Here is a 22,576-nt window from a genome sequence, read left to right on the forward strand (position 1 = left end):
TCTAACGGATCAATAACTTCTTGGGTGACTCGGCGTGATGTCGCGATCATTGACCTGCCAGTTCCAGGCAAAACCAAAGGTAGCGGCACCCACCCGGGCGTCGCGTGAAGTCTGCCACAATCAACCAGATCTATCGAGGCGGGCATCGAGGCGAGGCTAGGGAGTCACGGGGTTGAACGTGCGGCACGAGTATCGACCGGCCTATCAGACCAGCTTGGTGGATCCCGCCGAGTTCTGGGCCGGCGCGGCCGAAGCGATCGACTGGGACGTGCCACCGACGCAGATCGTCGATCCCGGCGCCCGCCCGGTCGCCAGGTGGTTTTCCGGCGCTCGCCTCAACACCTCCTTCAACGCGCTCGACCGGCATGTGCACCCCACCACTCCCGGCGCCCCCGATCGCGCCGATCAACCCGCCCTGATCTACGACTCGGCCATGATCGGCGCCACGGTCGTCTACACCTACGCCGAGCTGCTCGACGAGGTGTCGCGGTTCGCCGGTGCGATGGCCCGGCTGGGCGTCTCGGCAGGCGATCGCGTGGTGATCTACCTGCCGATGATCCCCGAGGCGGTAATCGCGATGCTGGCCTGCGCTCGCATCGGCGCGGTCCACTCCGTGGTGTTCGGCGGCTTCGCGGCCCCGGAGCTGGCCGCCCGCATCGATGACGCGGAGCCGGTGCTGATCATCACAGCGTCCGGCGGCCTGGAACCGGGCAAGAAGATCGAATACCCGCCCATCGTGTTGCAGGCGCTGGATCTCGCCGAGACGACCGCGCCGCGCACGGTGATCGTCAAGCAGCGGCCGCAATTCGACACGATCCCTTTCCCCGCGCCGCAGCCCGCCACCGAGTTCCTGCCGAGTTCGGCGCAGACCGTGGCCGCGCAGTGGCTGGACTGGGACGACGCGGTACGCGACGCGCCCGCGGCGGATCCGGTATCGGTCGCAGCGACCGATCCGCTCTACATCCTCTACACCTCCGGCACCACCGGGAAGCCGAAGGGCGTGGTCCGGGACAACGGCGGGCACGCGGTGGCCCTCGCCTGGTCGATGCGCAACATCTACGACATAGACGCGGGCCAGGTGATGTGGGCCGCCTCCGACGTGGGCTGGGTGGTCGGTCACTCCTACATCGTCTACGCGCCGCTGCTGGTCGGAGCCACCACGCTGCTGTACGAAGGCAAGCCGGTCGGAACGCCGGACGCGGGCGCGTACTGGGGGGTGGTCGACAAGCACAAGGTCGAGGTGTTGTTCACCGCCCCGACCGCGCTGCGCGCCATCCGCAAGGCGGACCCCCGGGCTGAGCTGGCCCACCGCCACGACCTGTCCTCACTGCGCGCCCTGTTCTGCGCGGGCGAACGCCTGGATCCGGCCACCTACACCTGGGCCGAGGAGACCCTGCTCGCGGGTCGCTCGGACTGCCCCGTCGTGGATCACTGGTGGCAGACCGAGACCGGCTGGCCGATCTGCGCGAACCCGCTCGGCCTGCAGCGCCTGCCGATCAAACCGGGTTCGGCCTCGGTACCGATACCCGGCTACCGACTACGCGTGCTCGACTCCTCCGGCAACGCGGTAGCGCCGAACACCGAGGGCAACATCGTCATCGGCCTGCCGCTGCCGCCCGGCACGCTGATCGGGCTCTGGCGTGACGACGCCCGCTACGAGCGCTCCTATCTCTCCGCCTACCCCGGTCACTACCTCACCGGCGACTCCGGCTACTTCGACGAGGACGGCTACCTGTACGTTCTCGGCCGCAGCGACGACGTGATCAACATGGCCGGGCACCGGCTCTCGGCGGGCAGCATCGAGGCGGCCATCGCGGGGCACGAGGCGGTCGCCGAATGCGCCGTGATCGGGCTGCCCGACGAGCTCAAGGGGCACCGGCCGCTGGCCTACGTGGTGCTCAAGTCCGGTGTCGACATCGATCCGGACCGCCTGCGCGACGAGCTGATCGAGCGGGTGCGCACCCAGGTCGGCGCCATCGCCACGCTGCACGACGCCGTAGTCGTGACGGCGTTGCCCAAGACCAGGTCGGGCAAGATCCTGCGTAAGACCATCCGGCAGATCACCTCCGGCGAGACATTCGAAGTGCCCTCCACCATCGAGGACCCGGGCGTGCTCGCGGCGCTGGAGCAGCAGATCCGCGCGGCGCATCCCGAGTGGCGCGACCCGGCCCAGGACAACAACGAGAACACCGATGACGTGGTGGCGCCCGGCGTGGATCCGGTTGTGCCGTCCTAGGTTTCCATATCGCCCGTGCAACGTCCTCAGAGTTTCCACAGAGGATGTTCAGATCGGTGCCAACAGCTCGAAATAGCCTCGAGACCGCCCCGAAACCAAAACGATGAATTGGAGGCAACACATCATGAAACGTTCCGTAGGCCGCCCCGCCGTCGCCGCTCTCGCCGCAGGTGGATTCGCCACGGTCACGTTGTTCCTGAGCCCCGCCATCGCAGGCGCGGGCCCGATGGAATACGCCGAGCCGCTGCTGACCTCGGACTGCTCGTTCGCCCAGGTCGACGCGGCGCTGCACGACAAGGCGCCGCAGCTGGCCGCGGTGCTCGACGCGAACCCGAGCCAGAAGGCCGAGTTGCAGCGCAGGTTCGACCAGCCGGTCGAGCAGCGCCGAGCCGAGTTGCGGCGGGCCATCGACGAGAACCCGGACGCGGTGCGCCGAGCTGAGAACGACCCGCGGACCGCACAGTTGCGCGACACGATCCGGGTCGTGGCCGAGACCTGCCACAACTACTGATCCCGCGCAGACATGGGCGACTCGCCGGGTTGCTCCGGCACCACGGCGGGTCGTCCCGCGGGATGTGAACCCCTGTCCCGCGTGCCCGACTCGCACAACGCGAGGTTTCACCGGAGGCGGGGAGCAGAATGGATGACGTGACCTCGACTCCGAATCCGACGGTCCTCGTCGTCGACGACGACGAGGACGTGCTCGCCTCGGTCGAGCGCGGGCTGCGATTGTCCGGCTTCCAAGTCCTCGTGGCCAGGGACGGCGCGCAAGCGCTGCGCAGTGTGAACGAGAACGCGCCCGACGCCATCGTGCTGGACATGAACATGCCCGTGCTCGACGGCGCCGGGGTGGTCACCGCCTTGCGCGCGATGGGCAACGAGGTGCCGATCTGCGTGCTCAGCGCCCGTGCGTCGGTGGACGACCGCATCTCCGGACTGGAGTCCGGTGCCGACGACTACCTGGTCAAACCGTTTGTACTGAGGGAGCTGGTGGTACGGATCCGGGCGCTGCTGCGCAGGCGGTCCGACGCACCCGCCCCCGCCACACCGGGCGCGGTCACCGTCGGCCCGCTCGAGGTGGACGTCGCCGGGTATCGCGCGCTGCTGCACGGCCGCGAGATCGAGCTCACCAAGCGGGAATTCGAGCTGTTGTCCACGCTGGCCAGGAACGTCGGCGTGGTGCTGAGCCGGGAGCGTCTGCTGGAACTGGTGTGGGGCTACGACTTCGCCGCCGACACGAACGTGGTGGACGTCTTCGTCGGCTACCTGCGCCGCAAACTCGAGGTGGACGGCGCCCCCAGGCTGCTGCACACGATCCGCGGCGTCGGATTCGTGCTCCGAGCACCGAAATGACCGAGCCCGCCGCGCCGCCGGAAACCCGACGGCGCCGGTCGTTTTCGCTGCGCACCCGGGTCGCGGGCGCGGCGGCCGCGGGCGCGATCATCATCGTGACCCTGATCAGCCTGATCAGCATCCGTGCCATCGAGCGCAACAACGTGCAGCAGTCCGACCAGCAACTCGCCGTCGCGGCGCGGATCGTGCTGATCGAGCCGCAGCTCGCGGTCCGCTTCATCAGCCTGACCGGGCTGAACAACGATATGGCCGTGACCGTCCGGGACAACGGCGATGTCGTCGCGAGCACACCCACCGAACTGCCCTCGCAGCCGACCGGTTCCCGCACCGTCGCGGTGGGCGGCACCCCGTACCGGATCCTGACCACTACCGAGAATCAACCCGCCGGCCGGGTGGTCTCGCTCGGCATCCCCGCCGCGGGCGCCGCCGAGGCCACCGCCGAGCAGCAACGGTGGGTGCTCGGCGGCGCTCTGCTGGCCATCGCCGCCGCCGCGGGGCTGGGCTGGTTGCTCGCGGGCGCGGCGGTGCGTCCGATCGTGCGGCTCACCCGGCAGGTGGGCGCGCGCAGCGCGTATCCCGGTCCCCGCAATCCACAGGCGCGGGTGGAGGGCGCGGGCGTGCACGAGGCCGAGCAACTGGCCGACGCGGTGAACACCATGTTGCAGCGGGTGGATCAGGCGCATGCCCAGACCGCCGCCGCACTGGAGACCGCCCGCGATTTCGCCGCCGTGTCCGCCCACGAGCTGCGCACCCCGCTGACCGCGATGCGCACCGACCTCGAGGTGCTGCGCACCCTCGACCTGGACGAGGCGCAGCGGGCCGAGATCCTCGACGACCTGCAACGCAGCCAGGGCCGCGTGGAGACCACGCTCGCGGCGCTGGAGCGGCTGGCCACCGGCGACCTGACCAACGAGCGCGACCACGTGGCCACCGACGTCGGCGATTTGTGCGACCAGGCCGCACACGACGCCATGCGGCATTTCCCCGGCCTCACCGTGCGCATCGATTCCGACGCCGAACTGGTCACCCGCGGCCTGCCCGCCGGACTGCGGCTGGCGGTGGACAACGCCCTGGCCAACTCCGTCAAACACGGCGGAGCCACCGAGGCCCTGGTCTCCGCGCACCGCGGGCCGGGCGGTCACATCGTGATCTCGATCGACGACAACGGCCGCGGGATCCCGCCGCAGGAGCGCGAAGCCGTCTTCGACCGCTTCTTCCGCGGCAGCCAGGCGAGCAAGGGCGGCTCGGGCCTGGGCTTGGCGCTGGTGGCCCAGCAGGCCCAATTGCACGGCGGCCGAGCGTATTTCGACGAAGGCACGCTCGGCGGAATCCGCTTGGTCCTGGATCTGCCGGGCTCTGTCTGATTTCCAGCTGTGTTGTTTTTCCAGCGCCTGCGGCGCAAGGGAGCACATCCAGCACACACCACCGACCTGCTGGTGGACGTCGACGGCGACCGGGTCGCGGCCTCCGCGAACTCGCTCGTGTACTTCTTCCGCGAGGGGCAACCGCCCCATCAAACCAGCGGATTGCGCATGGCCTGCACCGTGGTACGCACGCCCGCGGGCCGGCGGCTGCGCAAGACACGGATCATGCTCGCCTGGACACGCAAGGACTGATCGACCCTTACTCAACCCTCAGAGAAATACTCAGGGGCGCGCCATAACTCGCGTTTAGGGTCTGCGACGTGATCGGAAAACGGGCCCGCTGGGGCTTTCTCGCCGTTGCCCTCCTCTCGGCCGGCGCCCTCGGCGCCGGAATCACCGCGTGTACCGGAAAGGATCGGGGGCCGACGGGAATCGCTCTGGTCAACACCGATACCGGGCCCACCGGTGCGCGCGTTGTGAAGGCGCTGCAGGACGCGGGTGGTTACGAATGGACCGCCGCGGCGCCGGGCGAGGCGAGCACCGGCGAGTACGCCGCGGTCATCACACTGCCCGCCGATCTCACCGAGTCGATAGGCACTCTGGCCGGGCCCGAGCCGAAGCGGGCCGAGGTCACCGTGGACACCGACGAAGACGCCGACGCCGACCTGGTGCACGGCGCGGTGACCGAGGTGACGCATCGGATCGGCGCGGTGGGCGTCGACGCCGCCCTCACCGCCGTCACTCAGGCCAGGGCCCAGCTGTCACAGGTGCGGTTCACCGCCCAGCTGCTCGACGCGGGTGTCGGGGCGGCAGCTGCGGGGGCCGACCAGTTCAGCTCGGGGGCCGATCAGCTGCTCAGCTTCCTCGAGTTCGCGAAATCGGGGTCGGCGCAGCTCACTTCGGCCATCGCGCTGCTGAATTCCACCGTCGACGGCGCCGCCGCGCAAGCCGACCAGCTCGCCGCCGCCCTCGATTCGACCGGCATCACGATCGCGCAGGTGGAACGCACGGCGAACACGGTGAGCGGCGGACTCGACCAGATCCTGCCGCTGTTGCGCGCCCTGCCCTTCGCGAACGATCCGGCACTCGCCGACATCATCGGGAAATTGGAGGCGCTGCGCGGCGTATCCGCGCAGGCGGGCTCCCAGCTGACCGGTCTCGGCTCGCTCGTCGGCGGCGCGGTCGACCCGGACACCGATCTCGGTACCCTGCTTCGCACCGTCGTCGACCGCCTGACCGGTGCGAGCGCGCAACTGTCCCAGGGCGCGAAGCTCGCCGAGGGCCTACCCCAGCTCGCCGAGCAGGGCGGCGCCCAGCTTGTCGACGCCATCGGCCTGCTCACCGGCGGCGTGAACCAGTTGCAGAGCATCGTCCACAACCTCAACACCCAGACCGACAAGGCTGTAGCCGCCCTGCCCCAGCGCAGCAGCAGCCAGCAATCCGCCCTGGCCGCCGCCCTCACCGACCCCGTCGAGATCGTCCGGCGATAGGCGGATACGACGATGGCCCGTGTTCCTCAGCGGAACACGGGCCACCCATCTCACGGTTTGCAGGCGAGCACTGCGCCGCGCCGTCGCCGAATCAGTTGGCGTTCAGCAGGTCGATCACGAAGACCAAGGTCTTGCCGGACAAGCGGTGACCGGCTCCCGCCGGGCCGTAGGCCAGCTCCGGCGGGATGGTCAGCTGACGACGACCGCCGACCTTCATCCCGGGGATGCCGTCCTGCCAGCCCTGGATCAGGCCGCGCAGCGGGAAGGTGATGGACTCACCGCGGTTCCAGGAGGAGTCGAACTCTTCGCCGGATTCGAATTCGACGCCCACGTAGTGCACTTCGACGGTGCCACCGGGCACGGCTTCCTTGCCTTCGCCCTCGATGATGTCCTTGATCACCAGCTCGGTGGGCGCGGGCCCTGCCTGGAACTCGATCTCCGGTTTGGTCATTCGGCTATCCCCTTCGATAGGTGATGGATGGATTTCGTCAACGATTGGTGATCTCGCGGTAGTCGCGGGCGCCGTAGCCGGTGTAGATCTGCCGCGGGCGGCCGATCTTCAGCGGTTCGCTGTGCATCTCACGCCAGTGCGCGATCCAGCCGGGGAGCCGGCCCATCGCGAACAGCACCGTGAACATCCGGGTCGGGAAGCCCATCGCCTTGTAGATGACGCCGGTGTAGAAGTCGACGTTCGGGTACAGGCGGCGCTCGATGAAGTAGTCATCGGTGAGCGCGGCCTCCTCCAGGGCCTGGGCGATGTCGAACAGCTCGTCGTGGCCGCCGAGCTTGCTCAGGATGGCGTCGGCGTGCTTCTTGGCGATCGAGGCGCGCGGGTCGTAGTTGCGGTAGACGCGGTGCCCGAAGCCCATGAGCTTCACCCCGTCTTCCTTGTTCTTGACCTTGCGGATGAACTCCTTGACGTCGCTGCCGCTCGCCTTGATGCTGTCGAGCATCTCCAGCACGGCCTGGTTCGCGCCGCCGTGCAGCGGGCCCCACAGCGCGTTGATGCCGCCGGACACCGAGGTGAACAGGTTGGCGTCGGACGAGCCGACCAGGCGCACGGTCGAGGTGGAGCAGTTCTGCTCGTGGTCGGCGTGCAGGATGAGCAGCATGTCCAGCGCCGCGGCGACCTCGGGGTCGACCTCATAGGGCTCGGCCGGGAAGCCGAAGGTCATCCGCAGGAAGTTCTCCACCAGGCTCAGCGAGTTGTCCGGGTAGAGGAAGGGCTGGCCGACGGACTTCTTGTACGAGTAGGCCGCGATGGTGGGCAGCTTGGCCAGCAGCCGGATGGTGGACAGCTCGACCTGTTCGGGGTCGCGCGGGTCCAGCGAGTCCTGGTAGTAGGCCGACAGCGCGTTCACCGCCGAGGACAGCACCGGCATCGGGTGCGCGTTGCGCGGGAAGCCGTCGAAGAACCGCTTGAGGTCCTCGTGCAGCAGGGTGTGCCTGCGGATGCGGTCGGTGAAGTCCTCGAGCTGGGCCTGGGTGGGCAGCTCGCCGTAGATCAGCAGGTAGCTGACCTCGATGAAGGTCGAGGCCCCCGCGAGCTGGTCGATCGGGTAGCCGCGGTAACGCAGGATGCCCGCCTCACCGTCGATGTAGGTGATCGCCGACTTGGTCGGGGCGGTGTTCATGAAACCCGGGTCGTATGTCACGTACCCGGTGCTGGCCAGCAGCTTTCCCAGCTCGATCCCGTCGTTGCCCTCGGCGGCCCTGGTGACCGTCATCGGGAACTCGCCGCCGGGGTAGGAAAGGACCGGCTTGGCGTCGTCGTCGACGTTGATGATGTTCTCAGCGGGCACGGAAGGATCCCTCTCAGGCTAGAACCACAGGCACCGGCGCGGTCGGCGCACGATGCGCTTGCCTCAACGCTAGCCGTTCACCGACGCGGACAATACCGGAGGGTAGTCCTGCGGCGGCTCACAAACACATCCCGGCGCGGTGAGGTCCCGCGGCCAGGGATCGGAGCGGTCGCCGACCGCTCGCGGTGCACGTCACACGGTGATTTCGGCATGAGCGCGCCCGACACGGTAACGCGTGAAAGCCGGGAACGCGACCGCCGCGAGCACCACCCCCACCACCACGAGCACGCCTCCACCGGCGGCGGCTACAGCGGTACCCAGGCTCGCCGCCGCGAAACCGTGGGCAACATCACCGACCCGCGGGCCGCCCGCGACGACCACGGTGAACACCCCTTGCAACCGTCCGCGCAGATCGTCGGTGGCCACCGTCTGCAGCATCGTGACCCGCAGCGCGGCCGAGACCATATCCACCGCGCCACCGAAGGCCGAGCAGGCCAGCGCGATCCACAAGCCCGCGCCGAGGGCGAGGCCGTGGCCGGTGAGTCCGACGGCGAGGCCGAAGCCGACCATGGCCAGCCCCCACAGCGCGATGCACACCAGCACGGCGAGGCCCTGCCTGCGGATACGCGGGATCCAGCCGGAGAACACGCCGCCGAGCACCGCACCCGCCGACATCGAGGCGAACAGCAGGCCGAGCGCGACACCTCCGGTTGCCGGGTCGCCGAAGGTCTCGTGCGCGATCTGCGGGAACAGCGCACGCGGCATGCCGAACACCATCGCGATCACGTCGACCGCGAACGACGCGAGCAGCACCCGCTGCGTGGCGAGGTAGCCGAAACCGTCGAGCACCGTGCGGAATCCGGCGCGGCGCGCCGTTCCGGTCGGCGGCAGCGCGGGCAGCCGCCACACCGCCCACAGGGTGGCCAGCAGCGCGACGGCGTCGATCAGGTAGAGCGTGGCGAGGCCGACCATGGGGATGAGCGCACCGGCCAGCACCGGCCCGGCGATGGCGCCGAACTGCATCACCGTCATGTTCAGCGAATTCGCCGCGGCCAGCTGGCCTTCCGGCAGCAGACGGGGAATGGTGGCGCTGCGGGTGGGCTGATTCACCGCGAAGAACGCCTGCTGCACGGCGAACAGACCGAGCACGAGCCATACGTTCTGCACCCCGGCCGCCGCTTGCAGCCAGAAGGCCAGCGCCGTGAGCCCGGTGCCCGAATTCGTGATCAGCAGGAGTCTGCGCCGGTCCAGTACGTCGGCGAGCGCGCCACCCCACAGACCGAACACGATCAGCGGCACCAAGCCGAACAGCCCGGCCAGGCCGACGTAGCCGGAACTGCCGGTGATCTGGAAGATCTGCTGCGGCACCGCGACCACCGACAGCTGCGCGCCGATCATGGTGACGATGCCCGAACTCCACAGGCGTCGGTAGTCCGGATTTCGCAGCGGAGTGATGTCGGCGAGCAGTTTCACCGCCGCAGCGTATGCAGTCGTCCCGGCCGGTTCGACGCGAGAATTGTCACGGGCCCGCGGGGAATACGTCAGGGTTGCAAGCGCTCGACCGTGGTCGTCCCGTCCTCGATCCGCACCCGGATGCGGTTGTGCAGCCTGCCGCGCCGCCCTTGCCAGAACTCGACCTCGTCGGGACGCACCAGGAAGCCACCCCAGTGCGGCGGTACGGGGATCTCGTCGATATCGGCGAAGCGCGCGGTCGCCTCGGCCAGTGTGCGATCCAGTTCGGCCCGCGAGCCGATCGGCTGGGACTGGCGCGACGCCCAGGCGCCCAGTTGCGAGTCCCGCGGCCTGGAACGCCAGTACGCCGCCGTCGTCTCGGCGGGGACCCGCTCGACCGCGCCGCGCAGATGCACCTGCCTGCCCAGCGCGGGCCAGACGAAGGTGACCGCGGCGTACGGCACGGCGGTCAGCTGAGCGCCTTTGGCGGACTCGTAATTGGTGTAGAAGATCACACCCTCCGGCGAGAGCCCTTTACACAGCACGGTCCGCGCGACCGGCCGGGGTGTGCCGTCGGCCACCGACACCGTGGCCAGCACCATGGCGTTGGGTTCGGCGATGCCCACCGCGGTGGCCTGTTCGATCCAATGCCGCAACAGCGGCTCCCAGCCACCGGCGAGCCAGGTCTCGTCCAGGTCGACGTCGTCGTTGCCGCCGTGCGGAAGGCCGCCGTAGTCGACCCGCATGGCCGCCAGATCCGATGAAGTGTCCAGGTCACCCATGGGCCAGACGTTACTCCCCGGTAGCAGCGAGCTAAGGTTTTGATGATCGGCATGTGCTCGTCAAATCCGACATCTTCCCATCGGCGAGAACGTGTGAACCAAGTGCAAGGAGAGTCGCGACATGACTACCAGCCCCGCGGTTTCCGGTGGGCAGGCCACCGTCCCCAGTGATTTCGTCAGCGGCCTCGAGGGCGTGGTGGCGTTCACCACCGATATCGCCGAACCCGACAAGGACGGCGGCGCGCTGCGCTACCGCGGCGTCGACATCGAGGACCTGGTCGAAGGCCGGGTGACCTTCGGTGACGTGTGGGCGCTGCTGGTCGACGGATCGTTCGGGCGCGGCCTGCCGCCCGCCGAACCCTTCCCGCTCCCGGTGCACACCGGCGACGTGCGCGTCGACGTGCAGGCCGGGCTGGCCATGCTCGCGCCGATCTGGGGCTACCAGCCCCTGCTGGACATCGACGACGAGACCGCCCGCGAGAACCTCGCCCGCGCCTCGGTCATGGCGTTGTCCTACGTCGCGCAGTCCGCTCGCGGCATCTACCAGCCCGCTGTCCCGCAGAAGAAGATCGATGAGTGCACCACGGTCACCGAGCGCTTCATGACCCGGTGGAAGGGTGATCCCGACCCGCGTCACACCGAGGCCATCGACGCCTACTGGGTCTCCGCCGCCGAGCACGGCATGAACGCCTCCACCTTCACCTCCCGGGTGATCGCCTCGACCGGCGCCGATGTCGCGGCCGCGCTGTCCGGCGCGATCGGCGCCATGTCCGGTCCGCTGCACGGCGGCGCGCCCGCGCGCGTGCTGCCGATGATCGAGGAGGTCGAGCGGTCGGGCGACGCGCGAGCCCTGGTCAAGGGCATCCTGGACCGCAAGGAGAAGCTGATGGGCTTCGGTCACCGGGTCTACCGGGCCGAGGACCCGCGCGCCCGCGTCCTGCGCGCCACCGCGAAGCGGCTGGCCGCGCCGCGCTACGAGGTCGCCGCCGCGCTCGAGCAGGCCGCCCTGGCGGAGCTGCGCGAGCGTCGTCCGGACCGCGCCATCGAGACCAATGTGGAGTTCTGGGCCGCGGTGATCCTGGACTTCGCCGAGGTGCCCGCGCACATGATGCCGGCCATGTTCACCTGCGGCCGCACCGCGGGCTGGTGCGCGCACATCCTGGAGCAGAAGCAGCTGGGCAAGCTGGTGCGCCCGGCGGCCATCTACACCGGCCCCGGCCCCCGCAAGCCCGAAGAGGTCGCGGGCTGGGCGACGATCGCGCACACGTAGCCGAAGACACCAACGCACGGCCGCGAGCCGGACGTGACGCGGAAGACGTTGTGCCGCGGTCACGTCCGGCTCTCGTAGCACCCGGGGGGAAGCCGGCGGACCAGAGGGATGCCGACAAAGGAATATCCGGACGGGGAATGCTCGGCGTCGGCGCCGTGCCGGCCGCGCGGGCACCGCGCATTACGACGATATCGCGGTGTCCATCGTCAACGAATTGGGCGAAACCCCGGTCGGATTCGGTATCACCGCCGATTTCGGCGCGACCGCGTCGGCCGCCGAAGTGCAATCGGCGATGAATGCCACCGCCCCGGGCGCTATTGCACTAACCCATATGCACCGGCCGCATTCGGGAATCGCGGCGGGCATGGTCGCGACGCTGCCCGAAGATCCGCGAGGTGGGTTTCACCCTCGTGCATCTGTAGCCGGTCGGCCGAATTCGCCGCGATCACTCCTCGAGCGACGCGATCCAGTCGACGGCGACTGTTTCGCCGTGGTCGACCTCGAAGAAGGCGACCTCCAGATGCTGGCCCAGGTCGACGAGACGGATGGCGTGCAACGGCACCGGCTGGACCAGCCGCACCCGCCACGGTTTGGACTCGTCCCAGGCGCGCAGTTCGAGGTCCAGACGCAGCACCGGGTCGTCGCGACCGGAGTAGTCGGCCGCGACCGGCGCGGCGGCGAGCACGGTGGCGTCGGCGCGGCGGCCGTCGGCGAGGATCTTCGCGATGCTCGCCCGGCCGGATTCCTCGAGGTCGGGCACGTACAGCACGAGGCGATCGCGGTCGCGCGGGTCCACCCGGCAGCACACGACGTCGCCCGCCCGCATCCACTCCAGGTCCGCGTCCGCCACCCGTTGCCGCACCCTGCTCTCATAGGGGAACTCCCCAGCCAGCTGCACCCGCACCCAGAACACGTGCCCCGGTTCGGTGCGCCGCGGACGCACGCCGAGGATCGTCGCGGTCCCCGCCTCCCCTCGGATCAGCAACTCCCGCCGCATCGCGTCCGAGACCGTCGCACCGCGCAGCCGGAAATTCCGTGCCCGCTCGCGCAGTCGCCACCCCGAGTTAGCTGACGGCATGCTCATGGGCGCTTACGTTAGCCGGAGTGTGGGCGTCGCCACAGCGATACCACCGACTACCCTGTTCGCCATGACCTCTGCGTTTCCGACCATTCCCGACGATCTCAAGCCCGCCGACGGACGGTTCGGTTGCGGCCCCTCCAAGGTGCGTCCGGAGCAGCTGCAGTCGCTGGTGAACGTCGGCGCCTCGGTGTTCGGAACCTCGCATCGGCAGAAACCGGTCAAGGACGTGGTGGCGCGCGTGCGCTCGGGCCTGCGCGAGCTGTTCGGCCTGCCGGACGGCTACGAGGTCGTCCTCGGCAACGGCGGCACCACCGCCTTCTGGGACGCCGCCGCGTTCGGGCTGGTCCGGGAGCGTTCCCTGCACCTGACCAACGGTGAGTTCAGCTCGAAGTTCGCCGCGGTGACCAAGGGCAATCCGTTCATCGGCGATCCGATCGTGGTCTCGGCCGAGCCGGGCAGCGCGCCGGAGCCGGTGTCGGACCCGTCGGCGGACCTGATCGGCTGGGCGCACAACGAGACCTCGACCGGTGTCTCCATCCCGGTCCGGCGTCCCGCGGGCTCGGAACACGCGCTCATCGCCATCGACGCCACCTCCGGCGCGGGCGGCCTCCCGGTGACCATCACCGACGCCGATGTCTACTACTTCGCCCCGCAGAAGTGCTTCGCCTCCGACGGTGGCCTGTGGGTCGCGCTGATGAGCCCGGCCGCGCTGGCCCGGGTGGAGGAGATCAAGGCCTCGGGCCGTTGGACGCCCGATTTCCTGTCGCTGCCGATCGCGATCGACAACAGCACCAAGAACCAGACCTACAACACCCCCGCGCTGGGCACCCTGCTGCTGTTCGCCGACCAGATCGAATGGCTCAACGGCAACGGCGGCCTGGACTGGGCGGTCAAGCGCACGCTGGACTCGTCGTCGCGGCTGTACTCCTGGGCCGAGTCGAGCGAGTACGCCACCCCGTATGTCACGGACCCGGCGCACCGCTCGCAGGTGGTGGGCACCATCGATTTCGCCGACTCGGTCGACGCGGCCGCGGTGGCGAAGATCCTGCGCGCCAACGGCATCGTGGACACCGAGCCCTACCGCAAGCTGGGCCGAAACCAGCTGCGTATCGGCATGTTCCCGGCGATCGATCCGGACGACGTCAGCCAGCTGACCCGCGCCGTCGACTGGGTCGTGCAGAATCTCGGCTGAGCGCCGCGTATTTCGACCCGACGGCCGCAACACGCCCGGGATCGACACGCCGCAGAATTAGGCGCGGCGGAGCAAACAGAGCAGATTAGCGGGGCACGGACGTCTCTCCGGAGATTTCCGTGCCGCGTGTCCTGCCCCATGAATCTCAGATGTGCACTACTGTTTCGGAAAGTGGGCGGTGTCGCGAGTCGACGCGATAAGGAGGTAACGGTGCGTGAACTTCGAGTGATCGGGGTGACGCCCGACTCCACGCACATCGTGTGTATCGACACCGAGTCCGGTCAGAAGTTCCGGCTGCCCGCCGACGACAAACTGCGAGCCGCCGCGCGCGGAGACCTTGCCCGATTCGGCCAGATTGAGATCGAAATGGAAGCAACTATGCGTCCCCGCGATATCCAGGCCCGTATTCGCGCAGGGGCCTCCGTAGAACAGGTCACCGAAGAATCCGGAATGCCGGCCAGTCGCGTCGAGCGATTCGCCTATCCGGTCCTGCTGGAGCGAGCCCGCGCCGCCGAACTCGCTCAGAAGGCGCATCCGGTCCGCCCCGACGGTCCCGCTGTGGACACCCTCATCGATGTGGTCACCGCCGCGTTCACCGCTCGCGGGCACAACATCGAGGGCGCCGAATGGGACGCCTGGAAGGACGAGAAGGGCTACTGGGTCGCCCAGTTGCAGTGGCAGAACGGGCGTTCCGAGATCGCCGCGCACTGGCGTTACCAGCCGGACGCGCACGGCGGCTCGGTCTCACCGCTCGACGATCCGGCTTCCGATCTGATCGATCCGGATTTCGGGCGCGCGCTGCGCGGGCTGGCGACGATCGTGCCGCCCGAACCCGAACCGGCTCCGGCACAGCCGGAACCGGTGGTCGAACCGCGTCCCGCCCCCGCCCCGGCTGCGCCGCCCACGCGGACAGCGAGCCGGCAGAGTCAGCCCACGCTGGACGAATACTACGAACAGCGGGCCGTCGCGGCCGGCGGTAGCGCCGCCGCGATCCCGGCGGCCACCAGCACCGCGCCCGCAGCGCCCGGTGCCACCGCCCCCCGCGGCTGCCGGCAACGCGGTGCCCGCCAACGGCGCCGCGACCACCGCCGATGAGCCCGCCGCGCCGGCGCCCGCGATCACCGAGGAGCCCGCGAAGCCCTCGGCCAAGGCTCCGGCGAAGCCGAGTCGCGCCAAGCGCGGCAAGGCTCCGATGCCGTCCTGGGAGGACGTGCTGCTCGGGGTGCGCAGCTCGGGTCACTGAGCCCTTCCCCGCCGCGTCTGGTCTTCCGGTAGTACCGATCCCGGACGCACGAGCGCGTTCGAGCTCCGGATATTTCCGTGCAGCACCCGTGCGCTCGCGAAAACAGTGATCACGAACCGGTGTTCGCGGTGCGAAGCCGCACCGCGACCGGTGCGGGGCGGGTAAATTCTCGGTGTGGTCGACGACGTGCGTCGGCGCCGGGCAGGTCACCGCAGCGGTGCGCCGGTCGGCGCCTCCGGGCGTTGCTCGAAGTTCGCGGAGTTGATTCGTGCAACTATCGGGAGGTGCCGGAATGCTATCCAAGGCTTGGTCGCTCTGGTACGTCGACGCACCCGATCCCCGTACTGTGCTGCGCGCGAACCACAATCCGGATCCCTCGGCCGCCCTGGCACTGGCGAAGCAACTGCACGAGGACCGCGATGTGCAGCCGATCATGGTCGGCACACTCGCGGGTTGCGCGGGCCCGGCTGCCGATGAGGTGTGCATCGGCTGCTTTCCCGGCGTGACGGTGCTGTGCTCGGCCCAGTCCGCGCGCATCCACCCGACCGAGATCCCGGAGTTGCTGGTGCGGCCGCTTGCCTCGGAGCACACCTACTTGGTGTCGTTCGACATCGAGCACGGCTGGGGCGCGTTCGCCCATTGGGAGCGCGGCGAGTTCCGCAGGTCGTTCAGCTCGACTCGGGTGCGCATCCTGGAGGACGAGGGTCTTCCGCTGGTGTGGGAGCGGCCGTACTGGGCGGGCGAGCATCCGGTGCGCCGGCGCGCGGGCGAACTGCCCGACCCCCATTCGCTGCCGTTCGATCCGCCGGACTTCGCCGATGCGGCCAACGACGAATGGCTCGGGTTCCACTACCGCGAGCCGGCCGCGCCCGGCATGCTCGCGGCGGGCGACATCCTCGTCTGCAAGTTCGCGCTGCACCCCAAGGGCACGGTGCCCGATTCGCCGATGCGCCGCGCGGCCGATCGCGGAGCGCACGACCCCGCGCGCAGGCGCGGCCTGTTCGGCTGGCTGCGCGGACACGACCCCGTCGGCTAGCCGCCTCGCCGCGAGCCGCCCGGCTAAGCGGCGAATCCCCCGAGCAGCAGCACGATCCATCCGAGCAGTACACCCGCCGCGCCGCCGCCGATCACCCACCGCGTCACCGGTGCGGAACGCCAGCGCCAGGCGGTGGGCGCGGCGCCGCCGACCGCGACCAGATTCACCGCCACCGCGAGCAACGGGTGCACTTCGGCCAGCGCGGCCCCGAACGAATACACCGCGACCGCAGCCAGCAGCGCCACCATCACCGCCACGGTCAGTCCCGCACCCCAAGGCGTCGGGTCCTGGTAGGACGGATACGGTCGATACTGTCCGGTCACGCCGTCCTCACCCGCTCGTAGAACGCCATCGCGGCCGCCGTCGCGACATTGAGCGAATCTGTGCCGGGCGTCATGGGAATGCGCGCGCGAACGTCGGTGGCCCGCATGGCCTCCTCGGTCAGTCCTGGCCCTTCGGCCCCGAGCAACAACGCCACCCGCTCCCCCGTCATCGCCGCCGCCAGATTCGCCGCCGCCGGATGGGGAGTGAGGGCGATGATCTGGAATCCCTTGCGCCGCAGTATATCCAGCCCAGCGGGCCACTCCGGAACGGACGCGAACGGAACCCGCAGCACATGCCCCATCGACACCCGCACGGCACGGCGGTACAACGGGTCGGCACAGCGGTCGCCGAACAGGATCGCGTCGGCTCCCAGTCCGGCCGCGTTGCGGAACATGGCGCCGAGGTTCTCGTGGTCGTTGACGCCCTCGAGCACCGCGACGGTGCGCGCCCTCTCGAGCACCTCGTCCACGCCGAGTTCGGCGGGGCGCCGGGCGACGGCCAGCACGCCGCGGTTGAGGTGGAACCCGACCACCTCGGCCATCACCTCGGCCGTCGCGCGGTAGTACGGCACGTCGACGGCCGCCAGATCGTCGGCGAGTGCGGCTCGCCTGCGCTCCACGCCGAGCAGCGCGGTGGGCGCGAATCGCGAATCGAGCATCCGCTGGACCACCACCACGCCCTCGGCGATGACCAGCCCCTTGCGCCCGGGCAGATCGGGCCTGCGGTCGACCGACTTGAGATCACGGAAGTCGTCGACCCTGGGGTCCGCGGGGTCATCGATATCGATCACTTCGGCCACCGCTCCATCCTGCCGGGCGGTCACGGCACAGGCCGAATCGGCGTTCGCCCGGCGGTCACGGACCGCCGGAAAATCCGGTGCGGGCGGGTGCGCGAGCGTGGGATCGTCGAGGCATGACCTCCTCGGGAATCACGGTTCGGTCGGCCACTGCGCAGGACGCGCCCGCGATCACGACGCTGGTCGAGACCTCGTTCGGCACCCGCTACGACCCGGCCGAGATGCGGGGAACACCGCTGCTGTTCCCGCTGGAGCACTCGATCGTGGCGGTCGAGGGCGGGCAGGTCGTCGGGCACGCGCAGTCCACCACCATGACGGTGACCGTGCCCGGCGAGCGGACCGTGCGGGTGTGCGGCATCGCGGGCGTCGGCGTGGCGCCGACGCACCGGCGGCGCGGCATCCTGCGCGCCATGTACACCGAGCAGCACCGGCGCGTCGAGGCGGCCGGCCTGCCCCTGACCATGTTCACGGCGAGCGAAGGCGGCATCTACGGCCGGTTCGGCTACGGCACCGCGACGCGGGAGAACGCGGTCGGCATCGACCGCCGGTTCGCGGCGTTCCTTCCGTCGACTCCCGATCCCGGCGGTGTCACCCTGCGGCCGCCGGGCGACCTGCGCGCGGCCGCGGAATCGATCTACGACCGCTGGCGCACAGTGGTGCCCGGCGCACAGATACGCCCGGCGGCGGCCTGGGACATCGTGTTCGACGATCCCGAGCGTTTCCGCGAGGGCGGCAGCACACTGTTCGGACTCCTGCACGCCGACGGCTACGCGCTCTACCGATACCACGCGGACGGCAGGGCGCGGACGGTGGAAGTCGTCGAACTGCGGACGGTCACCGCCGAAGCGCACGCGGCTGTGTGGCGGGCCCTGCTCGGCCTCGATCTGGTGCGGCGGGTGGATGCCGTGCTCACCGACCACGACCCGCTGCCCTATCTGCTGACCGATCCACGGCTGGTGCGCACCACCGCCCGCTACGACGGCCTGTGGCTTCGCCTGATGGACGTCCCGGCGGCGTTGACGGCCCGCGGCTACGCGGACGATCTGGACGTGACGCTCGCGGTAACCGACCCGTTCCGGAACGCGGGCGGCACGTTCGCACTGCGCGTGCGGAACGGACAGGCGGAATGCGAACCGACCGATCGCGCGGCCGATGTCGAACTCGGCATCGACGTGCTCGGCAGCATGTATCTCGGCGCGTATCCCGCGCGAGTGTTCGCGGCGGCGAACCGGTTGCGGGCCAAAGATTCCGCCCACATCCGCGCACTCGACGACGCCTTCCGCGCGGAACGCGACGCGATGCTCGGCTGGTTCTTCTGACGACCCGCACCGCACAGGCGCCGCAGGCTGGCATGCTGGTCTCATGAAGCCGATTCAGCTGGTTCTCAATATCCTGTGGCTGGTCTTCGCCGGGTTCTGGCTGGCGCTGGGCTACATCGTGGCGGGCATCATCTGCTTCATCCTGATCATCACGATTCCCTTCGGCATCGCGTCGTTCCGGATCGCCGCCTACGTGCTGTGGCCGTTCGGACGGACCACTGTGGAGAAGCCGGGTGCGGGCGCGGGCTCACTGATCGGCAACATCATCTGGTTCATCGTCGCGGGCTGGTGGCTGGCGCTGGGCCACCTGCTCACCAGCATCCCGCTGTTCGTCTCGATCATCGGTATCCCGTTCGGCTGGGCCAACCTGAAGTTCATCCCGATTTCGCTGTTCCCGCTGGGACGGGAGATCGTGGACAGCGACCGCCCGTTCGGGGAGCGGTAGCCGCGCGCTCCGCCCATGGGTTACCGCGCGACAGTTTTGTGATCTGCGTCACAGACTGTTAACGAAATCACATCTCCGTGCGAATGTTAGCTAGAAGGTAACTGATCTTTTCCAGTGCCCATCGCGCCCCGAGCGGGTGCCGAGCCGACCGCACAGGAGGGCTCCACCATGACCGACCGCACCGCCCGCAGGCCCGACTCGGAGACCGCGCCGCTCGCGCCGATCGCGGTGACCCTGGGCCTGCTGCTGCTCATCGGCGCGGGCGCCCGGCTCACCCATCTGCCCCGATGGGCCGCCGACTACGGCGTCCTGGTCTATCCGGCCTTCGTCCTCTGCCTGACCATCGCGGGCAGCCTGCTGTGGTGGGGCGGCGGGATCATTCTCCGGCTCGTCCGCACGAACCGTTGATCCGAGCCGCTATCGGCGGCGAGTCGATGAATTCCGTTGCGCTACTCGGACTCCGCGACGATCTGCTTCATGATCGCCACCGCCCGGGTCAGCACGACGAGCTGCTCCTCGGTGAGCGTCGACAGCTGCTCGGTCATCCACGCCTCACGTGCGCTGGCTTCATCGGCGATGAGCGCGCGGCCCGCCGGGGACAGCGAGACGATGATCTGACGGCCATCGGTGGGATGCGGGTTGCGTTCCACCAGATCGAGGTCGGTGAGCGAGGCGATCACGCGCGTCATCGAGGGCGGCTGCACGCGCTCCTTCGCCGCGAGCGCACCCGGCGTCATCGCTCCCTCGCGCGCGAGGGTGGCGAGCGCGGAGAGTTGCGTCAGCGAAATCTGCGAGTCGGCACGACGGCCGCGCAGGTGTCGCGTCAGTCGAACGACCGCCAGCGAGAGCTCACCAGCGAGGGCTCTGACATCCGATGGCGTTGTCACAGTGGCAAACGATACGGGACCGCGGGCGGCCGGTCGCGGCTTCCGGCCACTGGCAGACCACACGTCGCCGCGCGGTCGGCGGAGTTCCTCCAGCCGGGCCGATTAGGCTGAACTCGTGACGCAGAAAGTCCCGCAACTCCCACCGCGCCTCACCGATCCGCGCCCCGTGCTCGCGGTCGGCAGCGCGTTGTGGCTGATCGCCACCGTGGTGGTGTGGGCGGGCGGCGACCGGTGGGCCTCGGCCCGGCCGGTCTGCCTGATGGGTCTGGTGGTCGGACTGATCGCGCTCGCGATCTATCTGGTCCAGCGGCGCGGCGCACGGCGCGGGGACAAGGGCGCGCAGACCGGTTTGTAGCCGATCCGGTTACGGTCGGCCGATCTCGAATTCGTCGGTGGTACCGGTGATCGGGTAGAGCGCGCCACCGGGATCCAGACGGGTCGCGTAATGCTGGAAGCGATGACGTCCCGGCTCGGCATCGAGCGGGATGTCCCAGGTGAATCGGGCTATCGACTCGGCGATACCGCGCTTGCTCCAGTGGTATTTCACCGCCCATTCGCCCTCGTTGGCCACTCGTACCCATTCACCGGACGCATTCCTGCGCTGCACTTCCAGAAACGTCCCGTTGCGGCGGTTGTCGTGTTTCGGGTGCGCCGAGACGAATTCGGCCACCACCTGGTCGCCGGGGCCATAGGACGGACGCGGTTGCACCAGTACGTCGCCGAAGCGGCGCCCCGGCACGGCGGCGTCCGGACCGGCGCCCGGCTGGAAGTTCGGTTGCAGATGGGACACATCGCGTGGCGCCGGGCCGCGCGGCACCGGCGTGCGGGCGGCGAATGCCGTGGCCAGCCGGGTGAACTCCTGCTGATAGGCGCACAGGGTGTAGCGGCCGAACAGCGTCGAGGCGCCCTCGTACTGCTGGGAGTCGTATTCCTCGGGCGTGGTGACATATTCGTGGTAGGCGTTCGCGTATCCCTGCATGAGCACCTGCTCCAGCGGGACGTCCAGCGCCGCGGCGACGGCGCGGCGAATGCGCAACCCCGACGTGATGGTGAATTCACCTCCCGCGGCGGCCAAATAGAGCTCACCGATGCGAACGAGCTGGATCGGCAGCACATTCGGCACCCAGGCCACCGGAGGCAGCAGGCCGAGCGGCACCGCGATCGCTTTCGGCGCCTGCGCGTCGGCCAGCCAGGCCGGCGCGGGCCGAGCGGGGGCGCCGAGCGCCTCGAGAAACGGATTGCGCACGCCCTCCGGAATCGGGCCGCCGGGCAGGCCAGGGCCGTCCTCGACGCTGCCCGCGATCAGCGAGACACCCGCCGCGGCCGGTGCGGTGCGCCGCGGCATGCCGTCCGGTGTGAAACGGCCGTCCACGGCGATGTCCGCCAGATCGATGTAGCAGAGCATCCCGTCGACGGGGCCGGAGATCTCCCGCGCCCGCGCCGCCGCGTCTTTCGACGCCGCGTACTGCCGCTCGCCCAGGATGCGGGTGTTCTCGAATTCGTCCTCGGTGGGCCCTGAGCCCTGGCGCAGATTCAGGTTCGGGGACATGTCACCGGCGTTGGTCTGCGCGAAGGCGGCGACGAACGCGGGCTCGCCGTCCAGGTAGCGCACGCCGTGCTCGATGTGCTCGGCGGAGAAGGAGGCGTAGCCCTTGTTGTCCGAGCTGATCAGCCGGTTCGCGTTGGTCATCGACGTGTTGTGGGTGGCGAACCAGGTGATGGCGCCCGCTATCCGCCCGCCCTTACGCAGGACGAGAGTGGTCACGGCGGGATCGATGGCGTCCGGGAAATGTTGTTTGTCCGCAGGCGGATTGAGTTCCCAAGCCACCCGCGAGCGGTTCACGCTCGCGTTGCGCAGTTCGGCACGGCCGAGCGCGAGCGAGCCGGGGCCGAGATCGGCGTGCGCGGCGGCGATCGCCTCGACGATCCCGTTCACCTCGGCGTCGTACACCTGCTGCTGAAAACCGAGGATGGACAGGTTGTAGGCGTAATCGTTGCTGGAGCCGCCACAGGTCGCGTGCGAATGCGTCGAGGTGAGAAAGACGTTCTGCTCGGTGTACAGATCGCCGAAGCGCCGGGCCAATTCGGCGAGCACGCCGCGGTGCACGGACTGGAAGATCATCCCGTTCTCGGCGACCACGAAGACGATCCGCCGCCCCGCGCTGCCGATGATGAACGCCCGCGCCCGGGGGCGCAGGTGGATTCCCGCGGTCTGCTGTTCGAGCTGGGAGTAGCCCATCATCCCGCATTCGGCGGCCGGGCCGGTGATGTCGGAGAGTCCGACGCCGATCTCGTAACCGCCGGATTCCGGCGCGGCGGCCGCCGGAACGGCGAGCGCGTCGGTCATCCCGGGCACCGTCGCGGCCGCGAGCGTGGCCGAACCGATCGCGGTCCGGGCCAGAACAGTTCTACGCGACACCGGCATACCCGTCTCCCTTCTGTCCCGATGCAGCGAACCACACAACTGGTCACTCGTCCAGTCCAAATTTTTCCGGCCCGCGAAT

The 22,576-nt window shown here is 69.3% G+C and carries 24 protein-coding genes; 15 read left to right on the forward strand and 9 right to left on the reverse strand.

The annotated features are described in order from the left end of the window. Positions 1–172: 172 nt before the first annotated feature. The 6 genes from NA8_RS27260 (at position 173) to NA8_RS27285 (ending at position 6,443) form a co-directional block, all read left to right on the forward strand. On the forward strand, positions 173–2,236 hold the full coding sequence (locus NA8_RS27260; protein WP_084467114.1) for an AMP-binding protein: 2,064 nt from the start codon (positions 173–175) through the stop codon (positions 2,234–2,236). 124 nt (positions 2,237–2,360) lie between these two features. After that, entirely contained in the window at positions 2,361–2,747 is a 387-nt protein-coding gene (locus NA8_RS27265) for a hemophore-related protein (RefSeq protein ID WP_063053211.1), read from the forward strand. 137 nt (positions 2,748–2,884) lie between these two features. Next, a complete protein-coding gene (locus tag NA8_RS27270) occupies positions 2,885–3,589 on the forward strand; it encodes a response regulator transcription factor (protein ID WP_439957422.1) in 705 nt (234 codons plus the stop codon). Continuing rightward, positions 3,586–4,953, forward strand: coding sequence for a sensor histidine kinase (locus tag NA8_RS27275; protein WP_084467115.1), 1,368 nt, complete (start codon positions 3,586–3,588; stop codon positions 4,951–4,953). Before NA8_RS27270 ends, NA8_RS27275 begins: the two co-directional genes overlap by 4 nt. Before the next feature lie 9 nt (positions 4,954–4,962). Beyond that, on the forward strand, positions 4,963–5,205 hold the full coding sequence (locus NA8_RS27280; protein ID WP_218019519.1) for a hypothetical protein: 243 nt from the start codon (positions 4,963–4,965) through the stop codon (positions 5,203–5,205). A 68-nt stretch (positions 5,206–5,273) separates the two neighbouring features. Next, positions 5,274–6,443, forward strand: a complete 1,170-nt coding sequence (locus NA8_RS27285) for a YhgE/Pip domain-containing protein (RefSeq protein WP_063053213.1) — start codon at positions 5,274–5,276, stop codon at positions 6,441–6,443. Between the two features lie 91 nt (positions 6,444–6,534). On the opposite strand, the gene NA8_RS27290 is transcribed toward NA8_RS27285, so the two are convergent. From NA8_RS27290 to pdxH, 4 genes are all read right to left on the reverse strand, one after another. After that, complete coding sequence (locus NA8_RS27290) at positions 6,535–6,894, reverse strand: FKBP-type peptidyl-prolyl cis-trans isomerase (RefSeq protein ID WP_062968485.1); 360 nt, start codon at positions 6,892–6,894, stop codon at positions 6,535–6,537. A gap of 37 nt (positions 6,895–6,931) precedes the next feature. Further along, positions 6,932–8,245, reverse strand: a complete 1,314-nt coding sequence (locus NA8_RS27295; RefSeq protein ID WP_084467116.1) for a citrate synthase — start codon at positions 8,243–8,245, stop codon at positions 6,932–6,934. 192 nt (positions 8,246–8,437) lie between these two features. Further along, positions 8,438–9,718, reverse strand: coding sequence for an MFS transporter (locus NA8_RS27300; protein WP_063053214.1), 1,281 nt, complete (start codon positions 9,716–9,718; stop codon positions 8,438–8,440). A gap of 68 nt (positions 9,719–9,786) precedes the next feature. Further along, positions 9,787–10,479 (reverse strand): pyridoxamine 5'-phosphate oxidase, encoded by a 693-nt coding sequence (pdxH, locus tag NA8_RS27305; protein ID WP_063053215.1) that lies wholly within the window; start codon positions 10,477–10,479, stop codon positions 9,787–9,789. Between the two features lie 121 nt (positions 10,480–10,600). On the opposite strand from pdxH, the gene NA8_RS27310 reads away from it, so the two are divergent. Further along, entirely contained in the window at positions 10,601–11,749 is a 1,149-nt protein-coding gene (locus NA8_RS27310; RefSeq protein ID WP_063053216.1) for a citrate synthase 2, read from the forward strand. Positions 11,750–12,194: 445 nt separating this feature from the next. On the opposite strand, the gene NA8_RS27315 is transcribed toward NA8_RS27310, so the two are convergent. Next, positions 12,195–12,833 (reverse strand): hypothetical protein, encoded by a 639-nt coding sequence (locus NA8_RS27315; RefSeq protein WP_063053217.1) that lies wholly within the window; start codon positions 12,831–12,833, stop codon positions 12,195–12,197. A gap of 64 nt (positions 12,834–12,897) precedes the next feature. On the opposite strand from NA8_RS27315, the gene serC reads away from it, so the two are divergent. From serC to NA8_RS27330, 4 genes are all read left to right on the forward strand, one after another. Then, entirely contained in the window at positions 12,898–14,022 is a 1,125-nt protein-coding gene (gene serC / locus NA8_RS27320) for a phosphoserine transaminase (RefSeq protein ID WP_063053218.1), read from the forward strand. A 210-nt stretch (positions 14,023–14,232) separates the two neighbouring features. After that, entirely contained in the window at positions 14,233–15,117 is an 885-nt protein-coding gene (gene sepH, locus NA8_RS27325; RefSeq protein WP_245664027.1) for a septation protein SepH, read from the forward strand. After that, positions 15,083–15,265 carry a hypothetical protein gene (locus NA8_RS35355; protein ID WP_245664028.1) on the forward strand — a complete coding sequence of 61 codons (183 nt, stop codon included), beginning with the start codon at positions 15,083–15,085 and terminating at the stop codon, positions 15,263–15,265. Before sepH ends, NA8_RS35355 begins: the two co-directional genes overlap by 35 nt. 292 nt (positions 15,266–15,557) lie before the next feature. Next, on the forward strand, positions 15,558–16,301 hold the full coding sequence (locus NA8_RS27330; RefSeq protein ID WP_063053219.1) for a DUF6928 family protein: 744 nt from the start codon (positions 15,558–15,560) through the stop codon (positions 16,299–16,301). 23 nt (positions 16,302–16,324) lie between these two features. On the opposite strand, the gene NA8_RS27335 is transcribed toward NA8_RS27330, so the two are convergent. Both NA8_RS27335 and NA8_RS27340 read right to left on the reverse strand, forming a co-directional pair. Then, positions 16,325–16,624 carry a DUF2537 domain-containing protein gene (locus tag NA8_RS27335; RefSeq protein ID WP_281199188.1) on the reverse strand — a complete coding sequence of 100 codons (300 nt, stop codon included), beginning with the start codon at positions 16,622–16,624 and terminating at the stop codon, positions 16,325–16,327. After that, positions 16,621–17,424, reverse strand: coding sequence for a TrmH family RNA methyltransferase (locus NA8_RS27340; protein ID WP_063053246.1), 804 nt, complete (start codon positions 17,422–17,424; stop codon positions 16,621–16,623). The genes NA8_RS27335 and NA8_RS27340 overlap by 4 nt, the downstream gene beginning before the upstream one ends. 113 nt (positions 17,425–17,537) lie before the next feature. On the opposite strand from NA8_RS27340, the gene NA8_RS27345 reads away from it, so the two are divergent. From NA8_RS27345 to NA8_RS27355, 3 genes are all read left to right on the forward strand, one after another. After that, positions 17,538–18,740 (forward strand): GNAT family N-acetyltransferase, encoded by a 1,203-nt coding sequence (locus NA8_RS27345; protein WP_063053220.1) that lies wholly within the window; start codon positions 17,538–17,540, stop codon positions 18,738–18,740. Positions 18,741–18,783: 43 nt separating this feature from the next. Then, complete coding sequence (locus tag NA8_RS27350; RefSeq protein ID WP_063053221.1) at positions 18,784–19,185, forward strand: YccF domain-containing protein; 402 nt, start codon at positions 18,784–18,786, stop codon at positions 19,183–19,185. Between the two features lie 168 nt (positions 19,186–19,353). Continuing rightward, positions 19,354–19,593 carry a hypothetical protein gene (locus tag NA8_RS27355; protein ID WP_157106951.1) on the forward strand — a complete coding sequence of 80 codons (240 nt, stop codon included), beginning with the start codon at positions 19,354–19,356 and terminating at the stop codon, positions 19,591–19,593. A 41-nt stretch (positions 19,594–19,634) separates the two neighbouring features. Here NA8_RS27355 and NA8_RS27360 read toward each other — a convergent pair whose 3' ends face one another. Beyond that, on the reverse strand, positions 19,635–20,072 hold the full coding sequence (locus NA8_RS27360; RefSeq protein WP_043686798.1) for a MarR family winged helix-turn-helix transcriptional regulator: 438 nt from the start codon (positions 20,070–20,072) through the stop codon (positions 19,635–19,637). Positions 20,073–20,187: 115 nt separating this feature from the next. Here NA8_RS27360 and NA8_RS27365 point away from each other — a divergent pair, with 115 nt between their 5' ends. Continuing rightward, positions 20,188–20,427, forward strand: coding sequence for a DUF2530 domain-containing protein (locus tag NA8_RS27365; protein ID WP_063053223.1), 240 nt, complete (start codon positions 20,188–20,190; stop codon positions 20,425–20,427). Positions 20,428–20,436: 9 nt separating this feature from the next. On the opposite strand, the gene NA8_RS27370 is transcribed toward NA8_RS27365, so the two are convergent. Further along, positions 20,437–22,497 (reverse strand): neutral/alkaline ceramidase, encoded by a 2,061-nt coding sequence (locus NA8_RS27370; protein WP_063053224.1) that lies wholly within the window; start codon positions 22,495–22,497, stop codon positions 20,437–20,439. Between the last annotated feature and the right edge of the window lie 79 nt (positions 22,498–22,576).

This window comes from Nocardia arthritidis NBRC 100137 (genome assembly GCF_001612765.1).
Classification (GTDB): Bacteria; Actinomycetota; Actinomycetes; order Mycobacteriales; family Mycobacteriaceae; genus Nocardia; species Nocardia arthritidis.